14 protein-coding genes are annotated in these 18954 nt (G+C 50.1%); all 14 read left to right on the top strand.

Features of this window, described 5'->3' with window-relative positions; translation table 11 throughout:
• Window positions 1-20: 20 nt before the first annotated feature.
• The 14 genes from EJE49_RS12110 (at window position 21) to selA (ending at window position 18926) form a co-directional block, all read left to right on the top strand.
• Window positions 21-2051 carry an O-linked N-acetylglucosamine transferase, SPINDLY family protein gene (locus tag EJE49_RS12110; RefSeq protein WP_124951189.1) on the top strand — a complete coding sequence of 677 codons (2031 nt, stop codon included), beginning with the start codon at window positions 21-23 and terminating at the stop codon, window positions 2049-2051.
• Window positions 2052-2139: 88 nt separating this feature from the next.
• Entirely contained in the window at window positions 2140-3069 is a 930-nt protein-coding gene (locus EJE49_RS12105; protein WP_124951187.1) for an exo-alpha-sialidase, read from the top strand.
• Between the two features lie 92 nt (window positions 3070-3161).
• Window positions 3162-3947 carry a TylF/MycF/NovP-related O-methyltransferase gene (locus EJE49_RS12100; protein ID WP_223246946.1) on the top strand — a complete coding sequence of 262 codons (786 nt, stop codon included), beginning with the start codon at window positions 3162-3164 and terminating at the stop codon, window positions 3945-3947.
• A 48-nt stretch (window positions 3948-3995) separates the two neighbouring features.
• A complete protein-coding gene (locus EJE49_RS12095; protein ID WP_124951183.1) occupies window positions 3996-4811 on the top strand; it encodes a phytanoyl-CoA dioxygenase family protein in 816 nt (271 codons plus the stop codon).
• 107 nt (window positions 4812-4918) lie between these two features.
• Window positions 4919-5308 carry a hypothetical protein gene (locus EJE49_RS12090; RefSeq protein WP_124951181.1) on the top strand — a complete coding sequence of 130 codons (390 nt, stop codon included), beginning with the start codon at window positions 4919-4921 and terminating at the stop codon, window positions 5306-5308.
• A gap of 71 nt (window positions 5309-5379) precedes the next feature.
• The gene (locus EJE49_RS12085) at window positions 5380-6615 is read left to right on the top strand and encodes a TolC family protein (protein WP_124951179.1); all 1236 of its coding nucleotides are present in this window, start codon (window positions 5380-5382) and stop codon (window positions 6613-6615) included.
• On the top strand, window positions 6612-8114 hold the full coding sequence (locus tag EJE49_RS12080) for an efflux RND transporter periplasmic adaptor subunit (protein ID WP_124951177.1): 1503 nt from the start codon (window positions 6612-6614) through the stop codon (window positions 8112-8114). Before EJE49_RS12085 ends, EJE49_RS12080 begins: the two co-directional genes overlap by 4 nt.
• Window positions 8114-11245, top strand: coding sequence for an efflux RND transporter permease subunit (locus EJE49_RS12075; protein ID WP_124951175.1), 3132 nt, complete (start codon window positions 8114-8116; stop codon window positions 11243-11245). The genes EJE49_RS12080 and EJE49_RS12075 overlap by 1 nt, the downstream gene beginning before the upstream one ends.
• 32 nt (window positions 11246-11277) lie before the next feature.
• Window positions 11278-11637: a copper-binding protein gene (locus EJE49_RS12070; protein WP_124951173.1), complete on the top strand. Its 360-nt coding sequence runs from the start codon at window positions 11278-11280 to the stop codon at window positions 11635-11637.
• Between the two features lie 259 nt (window positions 11638-11896).
• Complete coding sequence (gene fdnG, locus EJE49_RS12060; RefSeq protein WP_145962018.1) at window positions 11897-14959, top strand: formate dehydrogenase-N subunit alpha; 3063 nt, start codon at window positions 11897-11899, stop codon at window positions 14957-14959.
• 12 nt (window positions 14960-14971) lie between these two features.
• Window positions 14972-15847 (top strand): formate dehydrogenase subunit beta, encoded by an 876-nt coding sequence (gene fdxH, locus EJE49_RS12055; protein ID WP_124951167.1) that lies wholly within the window; start codon window positions 14972-14974, stop codon window positions 15845-15847.
• Window positions 15848-15892: 45 nt separating this feature from the next.
• Window positions 15893-16528, top strand: a complete 636-nt coding sequence (locus tag EJE49_RS12050) for a formate dehydrogenase subunit gamma (RefSeq protein WP_124951164.1) — start codon at window positions 15893-15895, stop codon at window positions 16526-16528.
• A complete protein-coding gene (fdhE, locus tag EJE49_RS12045; RefSeq protein WP_124951162.1) occupies window positions 16525-17454 on the top strand; it encodes a formate dehydrogenase accessory protein FdhE in 930 nt (309 codons plus the stop codon). The genes EJE49_RS12050 and fdhE overlap by 4 nt, the downstream gene beginning before the upstream one ends.
• A 17-nt stretch (window positions 17455-17471) precedes the next feature.
• Window positions 17472-18926, top strand: coding sequence for an L-seryl-tRNA(Sec) selenium transferase (gene selA, locus EJE49_RS12040; protein ID WP_124951160.1), 1455 nt, complete (start codon window positions 17472-17474; stop codon window positions 18924-18926).
• Window positions 18927-18954 lie beyond the last annotated feature (28 nt).

Raw genomic sequence — 18954 nt, 5'->3', positions numbered from 1 at the left:
GCTAAATTGAGGAGAAGTTTTTGAACAGTGTTCATGTAGAAAATAGTAATCAGCCAGGCATTGCAGTAATTATGACTGATGCTATTGCTTTTCATCAAAACGGACAGTTGCTTGAGGCGATAGACGCTTACCAACAAGTACTGGCATTGGATCCAGTTAATTTCGAAGCTATCCACTCGGTTGGTCGCGCGGCTCATCAAATGGGGCAATGGTCGCTCGCTGAAGATTTTTTACGGGCTGCACTTTCTCTCAGACAGGATTCCATAGAGGTGCTCAACGACCTTGGTCTTGCTTTGCTATCGCAGGGAAAGTTGGCGCAATCACTAGACTACTTACTTTGCGTAATGGAGCGCTCCCCGGATTCGCCAGAAGCCATATTCAATGTAGCTACAATTTACTACGATCTGGGAAATCTGGATAAAGCCATGCAGTATTGCATTAAGGCAATATCACTGCAGTCAAATTTCTTGCCTGCACACCTGCGTATAGGGATGATTCATTACAAGCTGGATGATTTGCACAGAGCGCAAGAAAGTTTTGCCAAAGCCTACCTGATAGACCCGGATAACACAGACACCCTGAATCTTCTCGCTATGCACAAGATTGCCCAAGGACGGCCTGATGAAGCGTTGCCCTATGTAACGCAGGTACTGTCGCAGCATCCAGAACATGAATTCGCGAATGGACTGATGCGCGACATTACCCATAATCTACACGACCGGGCATCGACCAAGGAGGCTTATTACAATGCCGGAATGATCGACCTGGCAGAAGCAATAGCCCGAGATGAATTAGCCAAAAACAATTCTGTAGAGAATCATAACTTTCTGCTGAAATGCTACTTAGCCAGCAACAAGCATTCTGCCCATGATTATTTTGAAGAAAGCAGGACATGGTCTAAGCAGCACGCTCATGAAGAGTTGTTGCCTCACCCTGGCGAATTTAAAAATGACAGAAATCCAGATAGACGTCTCAGAGTGGGGATAGTCGGAGATTATTTCTTTAACGTCATTGGCATACATACGCTCTACCCTTTCTTCGTGTTGTACGACCATCAACAGATAGAATTATATTGCTACAATTTTGGTCCGGATGAAGATGAAATCCGCCCCCTCGTTGACCACTACAGGGATATCAACGGGCGATCCGATGCAGAGTTTTGTGATCTGGTTCGTAAGGATGCCATTGATATCATGCTGGATATTAATGGCCGGATTCGCACCCCGAATTATTTCGAAGCGCTGCTCAAGCAGCCGGCCCCTATTCAGGTGAATTGGTATAACCTGCCCTGTACCGTGGGCGTTAAGGCATATAACTATGCGATTACTGATGATTATTGTGTCCGCCCTGAAGAAGAAGATGTTTATGTAGAAAACATCTTCAGAATGCCGACGGGAACCATCTGCGCGTGGGCATTAGGGGAGCCTCCTGCAGTACCCCCTCCCCCTTTCGAATCTAACGGGTATATCACCTTCGGGTGCTTTGGCGATTTTTTCAAAGTGAATGAGGAAGTCTTAACCACTTGGGCCGAATTGCTTAAGCGGGTGCCCCATTCCCGCCTTTACTTAAAGTCCAACAACTTGCGTTTAGTTGCGGAACGCGAACGTGTATCTGATTTTTTCAAGCGCCATGGGATCGAATCCAATCGACTCCTATTGGAAGGCATGTCCCAATACAATCAAATGAAGAAAAGCTATGAATGGATTGATATTGGACTGGACACTTTTCCCTACAGCAGTGGTTCGACAACCATAAATGCACTGTGGCAGGGTGTGCCTGTCATTGCTATTGAAGGCAATGACTGGCGGGGAAGAAGTACGGCTGCGGTTCTTGCCGGCTGTGGTCTGGAGCGTTTTATTGCACAAGATGTTACTGAATACATCGATATGGCAGTATCACTTGCAAAAGACACCGCTCAGTTGATCGAATTACGAGCAAACTTAGCTAAACACCTCACAACCTCGCCGCAGTGGCAATTTGAAAAATTCACTCGCAATTTTGAATCCAGATTGCGGTTAATTTGGCAACACTGGCTTCAGCATTCTGAATAACCATGCCCGAAATTTTCATATCGTCAGGACTACCCGGTATTGAGTAAAGAAGGATTAAAGTAATGAATACAAAAAGCGAGTTAATCTTATGCCGTGGGTAAAACGTGGTCTTGTTTTTGATCCTCTGGTGCATGCACCATGGATACATTCACATGCACAGGTACCAACCGCATTTGAAATGGATCAGCGTATCCGGGTATTTTTTGCGGGACGTAATCAGGCCGGAAAAAGCTTTATTACCTACGTTGATTTAGACAAAACGGACCCTGCCAAAATACTTTATGTTCATGACAATCCGATTATTCCATTAGGAAAAATCGGCACCTTTGATGATGAAGGCATGATGCCTAGCGACCTGGTAGTCAATAAGGGGCGAATATATTTCTACTATAGCGGCTGGAACCAAAGAGTAACCTGCGCATACCATAACACCACAGGCATGATCGTTAGTGATGATGGCGGCATGACATTTCACCGAGTATTTGACGGCCCTGTTCTGGATCGTATTCCTACAGAACCTTATATGGCAGTCACACCTACAGTACTGATCGACAATGGCATATGGCGTATGTGGTATGTCTCAGGCACTTCCTGGGAAGAAATTGACGGGAAGTACGAACCGATCTACGTAATTAAATACGCACATTCTACCGATGGTATCCATTGGATAAGGCCTGAAGGCATCTGCATTAAACCGAAACACAACTTGGAAGCCTACTCCAATCCCAGCGTAGTTAGGGATAGGGATATCTATAAAATGTGGTTTAGCTACCGGGACAGTATAGAGTTTCGCGGTGGGCGAGGCAGTTATCGAATCGGCTATGCGGAGTCCCTGGATGGCATTGATTGGTGCCGGAAGGATGATATATTTGAATTGGCGCAGTCACCTGCCGAATGGGAAAATCAAATGCAATGCTACCCCTACATTATCGATATCGCAGACAAAAGATACATGTTTTACAATGGCAATGGATTTGGACGTAGCGGGTTTGGTGTGGCCGAATGGCGGGATGACTAGGTTTCATACCTTTTATGGCTATGTAACTCACTTTTTTGCATACTGTTTGCAGTAAATAATTTGTAACTTTTCTAATCTGACAGAAAAAATTAATGACCATGAAACCAATATCGCCCCAGCAAGAAGCCTCATATCAGATTGAAACGACAGCATCCATGGAACAACTTTCTTCCAGGGAGCGTCTGCAAGAGGCCTTTGTACATAGCCCGTTATCAGAAGAGGACAGGCTATTCAATATCGGCATGTATACGCGTAGCTCTGTCCTGGTGAAATTCCTGGTGATGAGTGATATCTATCAGCGCATCCAGAAAATTCCGGGCTGCTTAGTCGAATTCGGCACCTGGTGGGGGCAAAATCTGGTGCTGCTGGAAAATCTTCGAGCTATTTACGAGCCTTTTAACAAACAACGTACCATCATCGGCTTCGATACTTTTGACGGCTATACCAAGCGCAGCGATAAGGATAAAGAAAGCGAGGTATGGGATGAGAATTCGTATAGCACAGGCAAAGACTATGTTCAGTATCTGCGTGAATTGCTCGAGATTCATGAAGGATGCAATGTATTAGGGCATGTGCGAGGTCGCCATAAATTGATTGATGGGGATGTATCCGTTACCGCACCAGCTTACTTTCAAGCCCACCCGGAAACAGTTGTGGCGTTTGCATATTTTGATATGGCGCTCTATAAACCGACCAAAATAGCACTGGAAACCATTAAACCGCATTTGATATCGGGAAGTATTTTGCTGATGGACGAGCTTACATGGGAAGAGTCACCGGGCGAAGCAATTGCATTCAAGGAAGTTTTCTCCCGGGATGAAGTAAGCATTGAAAAATGTGCGCTTTATCCATCCAAAGCCATTGTTACTGTGCGATGAAAACCGTTAGCGCGATTTAATCGACAAGTCACACAAGGAGCGCCAGCAATGGAACCAATAGAACAATTTAAAAAAAATGGTTTTTATATCGCTCGAGGTCTCATTAATAGCGACGAAATTATTGCTGTTCGGGAAGGTTTACATAAAAACTTCAAAGACCAGCTCAGCTTTCTGGGCGAATCCATTGCAGGCGAAGAGCTTCTAAGCACAATGCAACGTCTGCATAGCATTGATATAGAGAGGTACAAGAAGCTGGTTGGTGCGCTATGGCGCAAAATGGAAGTGTATAACCTCATGCACCATCGCAACATTCTCAAATATCTGTCGGATGTTTTTGGGTGGAAGGATATATTTTTACCCGGAGGCCAAGTTGTACATATCATGGCTGAAGAACTTAAAATCCCTAACGGCTATTTTGGCCTTGTTGCCCATCAGGATTTTCCATCGGTTCAAGGCAGTCTGGATGGCGTAGTTGCCTGGCTCCCGTTAGTTGATGTTGACCGCGGAAATTATCCGCTAGAGGTCATACCGGGCAGTCATTTACATGGATTATTACCTGCCAAGGAAAGCAGTAATAAGACCTGGGAGGTCGATAATAGTCAATGTCGGGACGAGTTGTTTGTACCTGTCGAGGTTAATGTAGGTGATGTAGTATTCATGTCACTTTTTACCGTACACCGTAGCTCGCAGAACGGTGATGCAGGACGGTTAAGGTGTGCATTATCGACGCGTTTTGATAACGCAGATGAACCAACATTTATAGAGCGTTGCTATCCAACAGCCTATCTAAGAACGGTGCAACGAGAGCAGTATTTTCCAGGTTTTCCTACCAGTGCACAGGTAAGCAAAGTTTTTAGTTCCTAACGGGAGCGCATTAATCATCCTAAGATGGTGATCCAGCTTGATCCAATTCAGTGTCTTGGATAAAAGATTTTCTTGTGATAGCCAGTTCTATCATTTACACTTAATTTATGCATTTCATTAATCGCAAATTACTGTCAACATTTGCCCGCCTGTTACTGGCGGTGATGCTGTTTGCCCAGTATTCGCTGGCCACACAAGCATGCATGTTGCCCGAAGCTGCGCCGGCTATGGTGTTTATGGATGAAGCCATGCCGGATTGCCATATGCATGATATGGACGAGCATAATCCGAATGCATGCTTTGCTCATTGCACTTCAGATTATCAGGCACTGGATACGCATCACGCCGCACTGGATTTACCGGCAGTTTTACTGCCTACTGCGTTGGCAGTTTCAAATCAGCGCGGGTTTATCCCTGCCCAAACTTACCTACCTGCTGTACTCGCTCGCGTAGTCGGGCCACCCCCCTACCTGCTGCATCAAAATTTCCGTATTTAACCTCCTTCGGTTTCATTAACCGCTGACTTTTGTCGGCTTTAAGTTTCGTTAATGTTGCTGGTGGAGTTGCCATGTTTATCCGAATTACCCTCATAGCAGGGATTATTGCATTCGCGCCGCTTGCGGTTGCCGATCAGTTGCGTCTCGATGATGCAATGAACCTTGCTGTTGCCAATCAGCCCCTGCTTTCCGGGCAGCGTGCCTTGATTGAAGCCAACCGTCAGGCTATTGTTGCCGACAGCCAATTACCTGACCCCAAGCTGAAACTAAGCGTCAATAATTTACCGATTGATACATACAGCCTCACTCAGGATGGTATGACACAGCGCACTATCAGTATTGAGCAAAGCTTCCCCGGAGGAAACAAGCGCACTTTAAGAGGACAGCTCGCTCAAACCGAAACCGAGCAAAGCGTTGCTGATCTGGCTGCCAATATGCGTGACGTGAGACGCGCAACCGGGAGTGCCTGGCTGGATGTGTACTACCCCCTGCAGGCGCTGCATCTGGTGCATGAGCAGCAACATGCTTATCAACAACAAATCGCAGCAGCGAGAATTGACTATCGCGCCAACAAAACCTCGCAAGATGCTGTATTAGCACTGCAAAACGGGCTGAATCAATTGCAGGACAGAGAGATAGAGCTCACTGCCCAGGCTGAGCGTGCACGTGCCATGCTGGCACGCTGGGTCGGGTCTGCAGCACAACGTGATTTGCCGAACAGGTTACCTGATCTGCCTCAGCCGGCCAGCTTGGCACAACTGCGTACACAACTCACCACGCATCCTGAAATCCGTAAGCTGGACCAGGCTATCGCGTCCGCCGATGTCGATGCAAACCTGGCTAAAGAAGCCAGCAAGCCGGACTGGAGCCTGGAACTGGGTTATTCCAAGCGCGGTCCTGCGTATGCCGACATGATATCGGCGCAAGTCGCGGTGGATTTGCCGATTTTTCCGGGTAAGCGTCAGGATAAAACCAGTGCTGCTAAGCAATATTTGCTCAGCAAAGCCCGCTATCAGCGCGAAGATCGTTTGCGCAGTCTTGAAGCGGAGCTCACTGCTGCATACGCTGAATGGCAAGCTGCAAATAGCAGAGTCGCCTTGTTGCAAAAAAACACGCTACCCAATGCCACCCAACGCATCTCGGCTGCACTAATAGGCTACGGCACAGCCAGCACGAGCATGAATAACGTATTCGAGGCGCATCATGCGCAGCTTGAAGCCAACTTGCAATTGCTCGCCCAGCAGGTAGCCCAGGCCCGCGCGCTGGTGCAACTGGGGTATTTCGCCAATGAGGAAAAACCACAATGAAAAAAACAGCTTTATTCGTCGCTATAGCGGTAATGTGTGCCGGCGGTATCGGCTACCTGGTCGGGCACAATAGCAGCAAAACTTCAGCAACGATGACGACTACCACACCGCAAAAAGAGCGCAAAGTACTGTACTGGTATGACCCTATGGTTCCCAACCAGCATTTTGATAAAGCCGGAAAATCGCCGTTTATGGATATGGCACTGGTGCCCATGTACGACGATGATTCAACCACACCAGGCACTGTCAAAATTGATCCTGCTACGGTACAGAACATGGGAGTGCGTACCGCAATGGTGATGCGTGGCAGTCTAAGCCGGCATATCGACACGACAGGCGTGATCAATCCGGACGAGCACCGCATTCAGGTCGTGCAAACCCGTGCCGCGGGCTGGGTTGAACGTCTGCATGTCAGTGCGACGAATGACCCGGTAAAGCGCGGGCAATTGTTGCTGGAACTGTATTCGCCCGATCTGGTAGCTGCGCAGGAAGAATACCTGCTGGCGCGGCAGAGCCGCAATGGTGCTGGCGGAGACGCCCTGCTCCAGGCCGCTCAGGCAAAACTGGCATTGCTCGGCCTCAGTGCAGGACAAATTGCCCAATTAAAATCCGGCAATAAGCCTGGCCGCCTGATTGCCTTCTATGCACCCACGAACGGCATCGTCTCCGAGCTCAATGTCCGCCAGGGTGCACAAGTTGCTCCCGGCATGAATCTGTATTCGCTGGTTGATCTGTCCAGTGTCTGGGTAACAGCCGAGATACCGGAAACCCAGGGTGGCTGGTTACGTGAAGGTATTAACGCGCTGGTAACGGTACCTACCTATCCCGGCAAACAGTTCAACGGCCGTATTGAATACGTATACCCCAACGTCAGCGAGGCAACGCGCACGCTACAGGTACGGATACATCTGGCCAATCCTGACGGCCTGCTCAAACCCGGCATGTTTGCCAATGTGGCACTGGATGATGGCGCCAGACAGGATGTATTGCTGGTGCCAAGCGAAGCGGTGATTACCACCGGACGTCGCAGCGTGGTAATCGTTGCCGATGGCGGCGGCAAGTTCCATCCGGCTGAAGTGCATCTGGGTCGCGAGTCAGGTGGTCAGTATGAAATACTGGATGGCTTGACGGAAGGTCAAACTATCCTGATTTCCGGGCAGTTCATGATTGATTCGGAAAGCAATCTGAAAACAGCACTTGATCGCCTGCAGCCGCCGCAAAATACACCAGCACAAGCCGCACCCATGACAACGAATACCATACAAAAAATATACACAGGTCATGGCAAAGTGAATGAAATCGATATCGCTGACGGCACTATCAATATCACCCACGATCCGATTCCCAGCCTGAAATGGCCGGGCATGACCATGGACTTCACCGTGAAGGATGCCGCTATGCTGAAGTTGGTCAAACCGCAGGATGTCATTGATTTTGAAATGACAGAATCGAGCAAAGGCGAGTACACCATCACCAAGATCAGCAAGGGAGCGCACTGATGATAACGGCGCTGATACGCTGGTCGCTGCATAACCGTTTTCTGGTCATCGTCGCTGTTGCGCTACTGAGCGTATGGGGTGTACGCGCCATCATGGAAACCCCGCTGGATGCGATACCCGACCTGTCCGATGTGCAGGTGATTATCAAGACCAGTTATCCCGGACAATCACCACGGGTGGTTGAAGATCAGCTCACCTACCCGCTTACCACCACGATGATGTCGGTGCCGGGGGCGAAAGTGGTGCGCGGCTACTCATTCTTCGGTGATTCGTATGTATACGTGCTGTTTGAAGACGGCACCGACCAGTACTGGGCACGTTCCCGCGTGCTGGAGTACCTCAATCAGGCAGCCGGCAAACTCCCTGCGGGCGTCAAGCCCGAAATAGGGCCGGATGCGACGGGTGTCGGCTGGATCTATGAATACGCGCTGGTCGACCGCAGCAACAAGCATGATCTGTCGCAGTTGCGCAGCCTGCAGGACTGGTTCCTCAAATACGAGTTACGCAGTGTGCCAGGGGTGGCCGAGGTGGCAACCCTGGGCGGCATGGTCAAACAATATCAGATTGTGGTCGATCCGCAGCAGTTGCGCGCCTATCAGATCCCGCTGTCCAAAGTCATCCAGGCGGTTCAGGCAGCCAATCAGGAAACGGGTGGTTCTGTGGTTGAACTGGCCGAAGCCGAATACATGGTGCGCGCGACCGGCTATCTGAATTCTGTTGCAACTATCCAGAATATCCCCGTCGGGCTGGGCAAAGCCGGCACGCCCGTGTTGCTGAAAGACGTAGCGCGCGTTCAGATCGGGCCGCAACTGCGCCGTGGCATCGCCGAGCTAAATGGGAACGGTGAAGTCGTGGGCGGCATCATCATCATGCGTTCCGGCAAAAATGCGATGGATACAATCAAGGCAGTCAAAGCCAAACTGGAAACCCTGAAACAGGGGCTGCCAGCCGGGGTAGAGATCGTACCAACCTACGACCGCTCTGATTTGATCCAGCGCGCGGTCGACACGCTTACTCATAAATTGGTTGAAGAGTTCGTTGTAGTTACATTGGTTTGTTTGATATTTTTATTCCACCTGCGCTCGGCATTGGTAGCCATTATCACTCTGCCTATCGGTATCCTGATTGCATTTATCATCATGCAGCATCAGGGTATCAACGCCAATATCATGTCGCTGGGTGGCATTGCCATTGCTATCGGCGCAATGGTCGATGCCGCCGTGGTAATGATAGAAAATGCCCATAAGCATCTGGAAGCATGGCACCAGCAGTCTCCGGATCAGCCCCCGACCGCTGCACAGCATTTGCAATTGATTGCCCATGCGGCGGCAGAAGTTGGCCCAGCCTTGTTTTTCAGCCTGCTGATTATTACAGTAAGTTTCGTCCCCATCTTCACCTTACAGGCACAGGAAGGCAAACTGTTCGCCCCTCTCGCCTTTACCAAAACCTATGCCATGGCTGCCGCAGCCGGCTTGTCGGTGACGCTGGTTCCGGTATTAATGAGTTACTTCATACGCGGCAAGATCGTCGAGGAAAGTAAAAATCCAGTCAATCGCTGGCTGATCGCTCTGTATCGGCCAGTAATTAACCGTGTACTCAGCTACCCGAAAATCACTTTGGGTATAGCCGGCATGTTGCTGCTACTGACCTGGTTCCCTGTGTCCCAACTGGGCAGCGAGTTCATGCCGCCACTGGAAGAAGGTGACCTGCTGTATATGCCCACTGCACAGCCCGGCTTATCCGCCGGTAAAGCGGCAGAACTGTTGCAACAGACCGACCGACTGATAGCAACGGTTCCCGAGGTCAAGCGAGTATTCGGCAAGGCGGGACGCGCGGAAACCGCGACTGACCCTGCACCGCTGGAAATGTTCGAGACCACTATCCAGTTCAAGCCCAAGTCGGAATGGCGTCCGGGAATGACAGAAGCCAAACTGATCGATGAACTTGATCACATCGTTAAATTGCCAGGGCTGTCCAATGTCTGGGTGCAACCGATCCGCAATCGTATCGACATGCTGGCAACTGGCATTAAAACGCCGGTGGGCATCAAGATCGCCGGACCTGACATCAAGGTTATCGAGCAGATCGGCGAGCAGATTGAAGGGCTGATCAAGCCCATACCGGGTACGGCTTCGGCACTGGCTGAGCGCCTGAATGGTGGTCGCTATATCGACGTCAATATCGACCGTTTGGCCGCAGCCCGTTATGGATTAAACATCAAGGACATACAGGAAATTATCGCCACGGCGGTGGGGGGCGACAATATCAGTGAAACCATTGAGGGGCTAGAACGTTATCCCATTAATATCCGCTATCCTCAGGCCACGCGCGACTCTCTGAGCCAATTGCAATCGTTGCCCATCATTACCGATGGTGGCGCCACTGTACCGTTATCGGCAGTAGCTGAAGTAAAAATAGTGGACGGGCCGCCCATGCTCAAAAGCGAAAACAGTCGCCCCAGCGGCTGGGTGTATGTGGATATTCGTGGCCGTGATCTCGGTTCTTATGTGGCTGAAGCGCAGCAGATTGTGCGTGACAAGGTAAAACTGCCGCCGGGCTACTCCATAGCATGGTCGGGTCAGTTCGAATATCTGGAACGTGCCAGCAAACGCATGACCATCGTCATCCCCTTAACCTTGTCGATTATCCTGCTACTGCTCTACCTGACGTTCCGCCGTGCCAGTGAAGCCTTGCTGATTATTGCTACCCTGCCCTTCGCACTCATAGGCGGATTCTGGCTGGTCTATCTGCTGGGTTACAACATGTCGATTGCGGTCGCGGTCGGTTTTATTGCGCTGGCTGGCGTCGCTGCGGAATTCGGCGTCATTATGCTGCTCTATCTGGATCAGGCCATTAACCGTTATCAACTGGAAGGCAGGCTGAATTCCCGCCAGCAGCTAGTGGAAGCCATAGTCGATGGCGCAGTGCTGCGCGTGCGTCCCAAGGCCATGACGGTGATGGTTATTGTTGCCGGTTTACTGCCCATTATGTTTGGTAGCGACACCGGTTCGGAAATCATGCAGCGCATCGCCGCACCGATGATAGGCGGTATGATCACCGCTCCGCTGCTCTCCATGTTTGTCGTGCCCGCAGTTTATCTATTGTGGAAGGGACGCAAGCTAGCATCCTGATTTTATTATTTTTAACCCGAAAGGAAAGCACCATGAAAACGATGAAAATTACATTAATCCCGGTTGCTATTGCAGCCGTTCTGTCATTCTCCGCAATGGCCGCCGATACCCCGGATATGGCTGGTATGAAGATGGATGCACCCAAAACCGTGGCTGGCAAAACGCATCACGGCATTGGCGTCATTAACACTGTGAACATCAAAAAAGCCAAAGTGAATATAACCCACGAAGCAATCTCCAGCCTTGACTGGCCAGCCATGACCATGAATTTCAAGGTCACTGGAAAACAAGCGCTCAGCTCACTGAAGCCGGGTGAAAAAGTTGAGTTTGACTTGTCTGAGCAACCCAAAGGACAGTATGTAATCACCAAAATATCGCCACTGAAGCATTGAGCAACCATAACCACAGGTCATGTGGTTATGGTTATCTGGTCGGCCCGTTACTCCTGTGCATGGAATATCGGGCTGACTAAAAATTTGGTATGCAAAGGAGCTGTTAACTGCATTTAATCAAACTTAACTTGTCCGAATTTTAACTGTAATAGCCAACAAAAAAGCTAATTGACAATAATTAATTCATCGTCTTTAATTAGAACGCAAGGGAAGCTGAATACATAATAAAGAAATAAAACTTCAATCACCTGGAGGGGTTATGAAAGTCAACAGACGACAATTCTTCAAAATCTGTACAGCAAGCATAGGAAGTTCCAGTTTAGCCCTGATGGGATTTTCTCCCAATGAGGCATTAGCCGAAATCCGAGCCTTCAAACTTGAACGAACTACCGAAACACGCAACACCTGCCCGTACTGCTCCGTAGGCTGCGGCATCCTGATGTACAGTCTTGGCGACAATGCCAAAAACGCAAAATCCAGCATCATCCATATAGAAGGCGATCCCGATCATCCGGTGAATCGCGGTACCTTGTGCCCTAAAGGCGCAGGTCTGCTCGATTTTGTGCATAGCCCCAGTCGTCTCAAATTTCCTGAAGTACGCGAAGCAGGTTCCAGTGAATGGAAGCGCATTTCCTGGAATGATGCATTTACCCGCATCGCCAAGTTGATGAAAGCTGACCGCGATCAGAATTTTATAGCGAAAACAGCTGATGGATTAACTGTTAACCGCTGGCTGACCACCGGTTTTCTGGCAGCTTCAGCATCTTCCAATGAGTCCGGCTACCTGACTCAAAAAATTATTCGCAATCTGGGGTTGCTCGCATTCGATAATCAAGCACGCGTTTGACACGGACCTACGGTGGCAAGTCTTGCCCCTACGTTCGGCCGCGGCGCGATGACCAATCATTGGGTCGATATCAAAAATGCGAATTTGATTGTAATAATGGGTGGCAATGCCGCCGAAGCACATCCATGTGGTTTTAAATGGGTGACGGAAGCCAAGGCGCATAACAAAGCCAGATTGATCGTAGTCGATCCTCGCTTCACCCGCTCAGCAGCTGTGGCAGATTACTATGCGCCTATCCGTTCAGGCAGTGACATTGCCTTTTTGGGTGGCCTGATCAACTACCTGTTAAGCAATGACAAGATCCAGCATGAGTATGTAAAAAAATACTCTGACGCTACTTTCCTGGTGAATGGCGATTACAACTTTGATGATGGCCTGTTCTCGGGCTATGACAAGGATAAGCGCAAGTACGACAAAACCTCATGGTCGTATCAAAAAGGTGAGGACGGTTTCGTACTGGCAGATGAGACGCTGCAAGATCCGCGCTGCGTATTCAATCTGATGAAGCAGCACTATTCCCGCTACACACCGGATATGGTGTCCAAAATCACCGGTACACCAAAGGAACAGTTTCTGCATATCTGCCAGATGATCGCAGAAACGGCTGTGCCTAACAAAACCACTACGTTCCTGTATGCGCTCGGCTGGACGCAACACTCCATCGGCTCGCAGAATATCCGCACCATGGCCATGGTGCAGATACTGCTGGGCAATATGGGTATGGCGGGTGGCGGTATCAATGCACTGCGCGGCCATTCCAATATTCAGGGCTTGACCGATCTGGGGCTGCTTTCCAATATGCTACCAGGTTACATGACACTGGCTGGCGAGAAGGAACAGGATTTCCAGGAGTATCTCGATAAACGTGCGCTGAAACCCTTGCGCCCCGGACAGATGAGTTACTGGCAAAATTATCCCAAGTTCCACGTCAGCCTGATGAAATCCTGGTACGGCGATGCCGCCACCAAGGAAAACAACTGGTGCTATGACTGGCTGCCCAAGCTGGACAAGGTTTATGACGTATTGCAAGTATTCGAGATGATGCACCAAGGCAAGATCAATGGCTATTTCGCTCAAGGTTTCAATCCACTGGCCTCGTTTCCGAACAAGGCCAAGATTGGCGGCGCGCTTGCCAAGTTGAAATACCTGGTGATCATCGATCCGCTCGCGACAGAAACTTCTGAATTCTGGAAAAATTTCGGTGAATTCAATGATGTTGATTCATCCAAGATCCAGACTGAAGTGTTCCGTTTACCTTCTACCTGTTTTGCAGAAGAAGACGGCTCGCTGGTCAGCTCCAGTCGCGTACTGCAATGGCACTTCAAGGGTGCCGACGCACCCGGTGAGGCCAGAGGCGATGCCGAAATCATGGGTGGCCTGTTCCTCAAGCTGCGTGAAATGTACAAGCAGGAAGGCGGTGCATTCCCCGATCCGATACTCAACCTTACCTGGCCGTACAAAATTCCGGACAGCCCTTCTTCGGAAGAGCTTGCCAAGGAATTTAACGGCAAGGCGCTGGCTGACGTACTGGATCCAAAAGACCCAACCAAGGTACTTGCAAAAGCAGGCGAGCAGTTGGCTGGCTTCGCGCAATTACGCGACGATGGCTCTACTGCCTGCGGCTGCTGGATATTCTCCGGTGCATGGTCACAGGCAGGCAACTTGATGGCACGCCGTGACAACTCCGACCCGAGTGGTTTGGGCAATACCCTTAACTGGGCATATGCCTGGCCAGCCAATCGCCGCATACTTTACAACCGCGCCTCATGCGACCCTGCCGGTAAACCTTGGGATGCCAAACGCAAGGTGATTTCCTGGAATACCAAGGAAAGCAAATGGATGGGCATGGATATTCCGGATATGCGTCCAGACGCAGCACCCGAAGAAAATGTCGGTCCGTTCATCATGAACCCTGAAGGTATTGCGCGTCTGTTTGCTGTTGATAAAATGGCAGAAGGTCCTTTCCCTGAACATTACGAGCCTTTCGAAACACCGATAGGCACTAACCCGCTGCATCCGAATGTCATCAGCAATCCGGCTGCACGAGTATTCAAAGGGGATATGGAAGCGTTCGGCAAGGCCAAGGAATTCCCGTATGTAGGGACTACCTACCGGCTGACGGAGCACTTCCACTACTGGACCAAGCACGTCAGACTCAATGCGATTCTGCAACCCGAGCAATTCGTCGAAATTGGTGAGAATTTGGCCAAGGCCAAAGGCATCAAGGCTGGCGACAAGGTCAAGGTGACTTCCAACCGTGGGTTTATCAAGGCTGTTGCCGTAGTGACCAAGCGCATCAAAACGCTTACCGTCAATGGTCAGCCGGTAGATACGGTCGGCATTCCGATTCACTGGGGATTCAAAGGCTTGGCTAAGAATGGTTTCATCGCCAATACCTTAACGCCGTACGTAGGCGATGCAAATACCCAGACACCGGAATTCAAGTCATTCCTCGTTAACATTGAGAAAGTATAAGGGAGGCGGATCATGGCACTACAATCTTTAGATATTCTGCGCAGTTCCGCCACTACAACTCCACCACCTGGCGTACGTCAGACGGCAGAGGTTGCCAAGCTGATAGATGTTTCCAAATGCATCGGCTGCAAAGCTTGCCAATCAGCATGCATGGAGTGGAATGATATCCGTGATGAAATCGGCAGCAATGCCGGTATCTACGATAACCCGCGCGACTTAACGGCGGATTCATGGACGGTCATGCGCTTCTCGGAAGTCGAAGTCGAAAAAGACAAACTGGAATGGTTAATCCGCAAGGATGGCTGTATGCACTGCGCCGATCCAGGTTGCCTTAAAGCCTGCCCAGCACCGGGTGCGATCATTCAATACAGTAATGGTATTGTCGATTTTCACGAGGAAAGCTGCATCGGCTGTGGTTATTGCATTGCCGGTTGCCCGTTCAATGTACCGCGCATATCCAAGAAGGATAACAAAGCCTACAAATGTACGCTTTGCTCCGACCGGGTAGGTGTTGGCATGGAACCAGCCTGCGTAAAAAGCTGCCCGACCGGAGCGCTGGTATTCGGCACAAAGGAGGACATGATAGATCATGCTGCAGAGCGTATTGTTGACCTCAAAGAGCGTGGTTATAGCAATGCCGGACTATACGACCCGCAAGGCATAGGAGGAACGCATGTGATGTATGTGCTGCAACATGCGGACCAACCTGAGCTATATCATGGTTTACCTAAAGATCCATCAATCAATCCCATGGTGTCAATCTGGAAAGGCATTACCAAACCCATAATGAGCCTGGGTATCGGTTTGGTAGCATTGGTTGGATTCTTCCACTACATCACAGTAGGCCCAAATGAAGTTGAGGAAGAAAACGAATCCGAACCGCATTAATTGCGGTGTGATTGATAGGGTAACCATAAATTTGAGGAGCAGCATATGTCGATCAAGACTAATCTGGTAGCTCGTTACTCCACCAAAGAACGCACGAATCATTGGCTGGTGGCGATTACTTTTATCATGCTGGCGTTAAGTGGTCTGGCACTATTCCACCCCGCCTTTTTCTTTCTGACCAATTTATTTGGAGGCGGCCCCTGGACCAGAATCTTGCATCCATTTATCGGCGTGGTCATGTTTGTGGCTTTTCTCAGCCTGATAGTCAAATTCTGGGGTAATAATTACATTACCAAAGCCGACCTTGAATGGCAGAAACATCTGGGTGACATTATGGCCAATAAAGACACGGATTTGCCTGAAATAGGGAAATACAACATTGGCCAGAAGTATTTATTCTGGTCGCTGGTGGTCATTATTCCATTGCTGGTACTGTCCGGTTTCATTATCTGGCGGCCTTACTTTGCGCCCTTCTTCTCAATCAATATCATCCGGCTGGCCGTATTGGTGCATTCACTGGCAGCCTTTATCGCCATAGTAGCCATCATCGTGCACGTATATGCGGCTATCTGGACTAAAGGTTCCATTCGCGCCATGACACGTGGTACTGTTACCGTAGCCTGGGCCAAGCATCACCATCCAGCCTGGTATAAAGAAATTTCAAAGGAAACCAAGTTGTGAGTACAACACCCATCATCCAGCCCGGACAAATAGAAGCACCGTCCGGTGACATCCCTTTCATCTACATATCGCCGAGGGATAACGTTTTCCGTGACCGGGCTGGACGGTTGCGACAACTGGCCGAAGGTCACGTCATGAAGGATTTCCTGTTGTTCATGGCGGAACTGACGGAAGCCCAGCATGCCGCACTGGCAGTTTTTCCCAAAGCCGAACTCCCGACTGAAGCTGAAATAAAGTTATGTCGGGAGCATGGCATGCCACCCCTGTCGGTACAAAGCTGGCCACGCAATACAGTATGGCAAGAAGCACTCAAAAAAATCATTGTTGATGTGATGCGAACAGCGACCCCGGCTACCAAAGAAATCCTGCTGCGTTTGCAGGCACTGGATAGCGATGCGCTGGAAACATTTGCAACAGCGATACTCGCTGGTGAATTTGAAGATGTTGATCTGGGTGCAGCTCCTTTTGTGGCCGCAGCACTGCAGGTATACTGGACGCATATGGCAACCACCCTGGGTGCACAAGCTTTTGGCGCCAACGACATCAGCAATCTGTGCCCGGTGTGCGCTTCACCGCCTGTGTCGAGCATACTACGCATTGGCGGAGCTGAAAATGCGCTACGCTATCTATGTTGTTCGGTATGCAATACGCAGTGGCATATGGTTCGCGTCAAGTGCACAAATTGCGAGTCCACTAAAGGCATTTCGTATTTTGCAATAGCCGGCAGTTCCGGTGCGGTAAAAGCGGAAACCTGTGAAGAGTGCGGTACGTATCTTAAAATTATGCAGATGGACAAAGATCAGTACGTTGATCCGATTGCAGACGACCTGGCAACCCTGGCGCTGGATCTGATGATGGACGAAACCGGCAAACTGCGTAGCGGACCTAACCTGTTTCTGATTTCCACTTCAGCCATGGCTGTGTAATCAGCTGACCGATATCCATGCCGAGTTCACTGTCGAATAGCGCATCGCCCAATTCAACCAGCGCCATGTTAGCTGCCATTCCTTCAGTGGATCGCGTGCTCAATATGGCGGCTACTCAAGCATTGATCACTGAATATGGGCGGAATCCGGTGTTGTCAGCGCTGCGGGCCCTGCTCACAGAGCTGCGTGACCAGGTAACGCGAAGCCATACCCTGCCTGCTGACATATTTTCTGAGCCTGTAATTAATATACGCCTGCAATCAGCGCTGCAGCGCACATCCCGCCCCTCGCTAAGGCCAGTGTTTAATCTGACTGGCACCGTGCTGCACACCAACCTCGGGCGTGCACAAATGCCGGATGTGGCCGTGCAAGCAGTCATCAATGCGATGACCCGCCCGTGCAATCTTGAATATGACCTGGATGGCGGATCTCGTGGAGACCGTGACAGTCTGATTGAGCCGTTGTTGCAGGAGCTGACCGGCGCTGAAGCGGCAACCGTGGTTAATAACAACGCAGCTGCGGTTTTTCTGGCGCTGAACACGTTAGGCTTACGCAAGGAAGTCATCGTATCCCGCGGTGAACTGGTTGAAATCGGTGGCTCATTTCGCGTACCTGATATCATGTCACGCGCCGGCTGTCGTCTTAAAGAAGTGGGAACCACCAACCGCACGCATTTGAAGGATTTTGCGGAAGCAATATCGGTCAAAACAGCGATGCTGCTTAAAGTGCACACCAGTAATTATGCGATCCAGGGATTTACCGCCTCAGTAGCGGAAAAAGATCTGGCTGGACTGGCCCATAAGCATGGTTTGCCATTCATGGTCGACCTCGGCAGTGGCACGCTGGCCGATCTCGCCAAGCTTGGCTTACCCAGTGAACCGACGCCACAGGAGTCGCTGGCTAACGGCGCAGATCTGGTCACCTTCAGCGGCGATAAATTACTGGGCGGGCCACAGGCTGGCATTATCATTGGTCGTAAAGACCTGATTGCCAAAATCAAAAAAAATCCGCTGAAAAGAGCATTGCGGGTAGACAAGATGACTTATGCCGCACTGGATGCGGTATTGCGACTCTATCGCGACCCGGAACGTCTCACCCAGAACCTCCCTACCCTGCGCCTGCTGACGCGCTCGCTAACAGAAATTGAAACCGCAGCAAAAGACGTTTTGCCGATAGTAGCGCTGGCGCTGACTGGTCATGCCACAGTCGCAATCAAACCTTGTCAAAGCCAGATCGGCAGCGGATCGCTGCCGGTTAATCTGCTGCCCAGCGCGTGTCTTACGATTACCCCACTTATCCGGGGCAAAGGCGAAGGCAGTGTACTGAAGAAAATTGAACAGGCGTTCCGTCAACTGCCGGTGCCGATATTGGGCAGAATTACCGACGGGGCATACTGTCTCGATATGCGCTGCCTGGAAGATAAAAATACACATGAATTTGTGAGCCAGATTAAACAGCTACGTTTAACGTAACCGGCAGAATCTACCCTGCCATAAGCAT

The organism is Sulfuriferula thiophila (assembly GCF_003864975.1).
Classification (GTDB): domain Bacteria; phylum Pseudomonadota; class Gammaproteobacteria; order Burkholderiales; family Sulfuriferulaceae; genus Sulfuriferula; species Sulfuriferula thiophila.
This window is presented reverse-complemented; position numbering and strand designations above follow the sequence as displayed.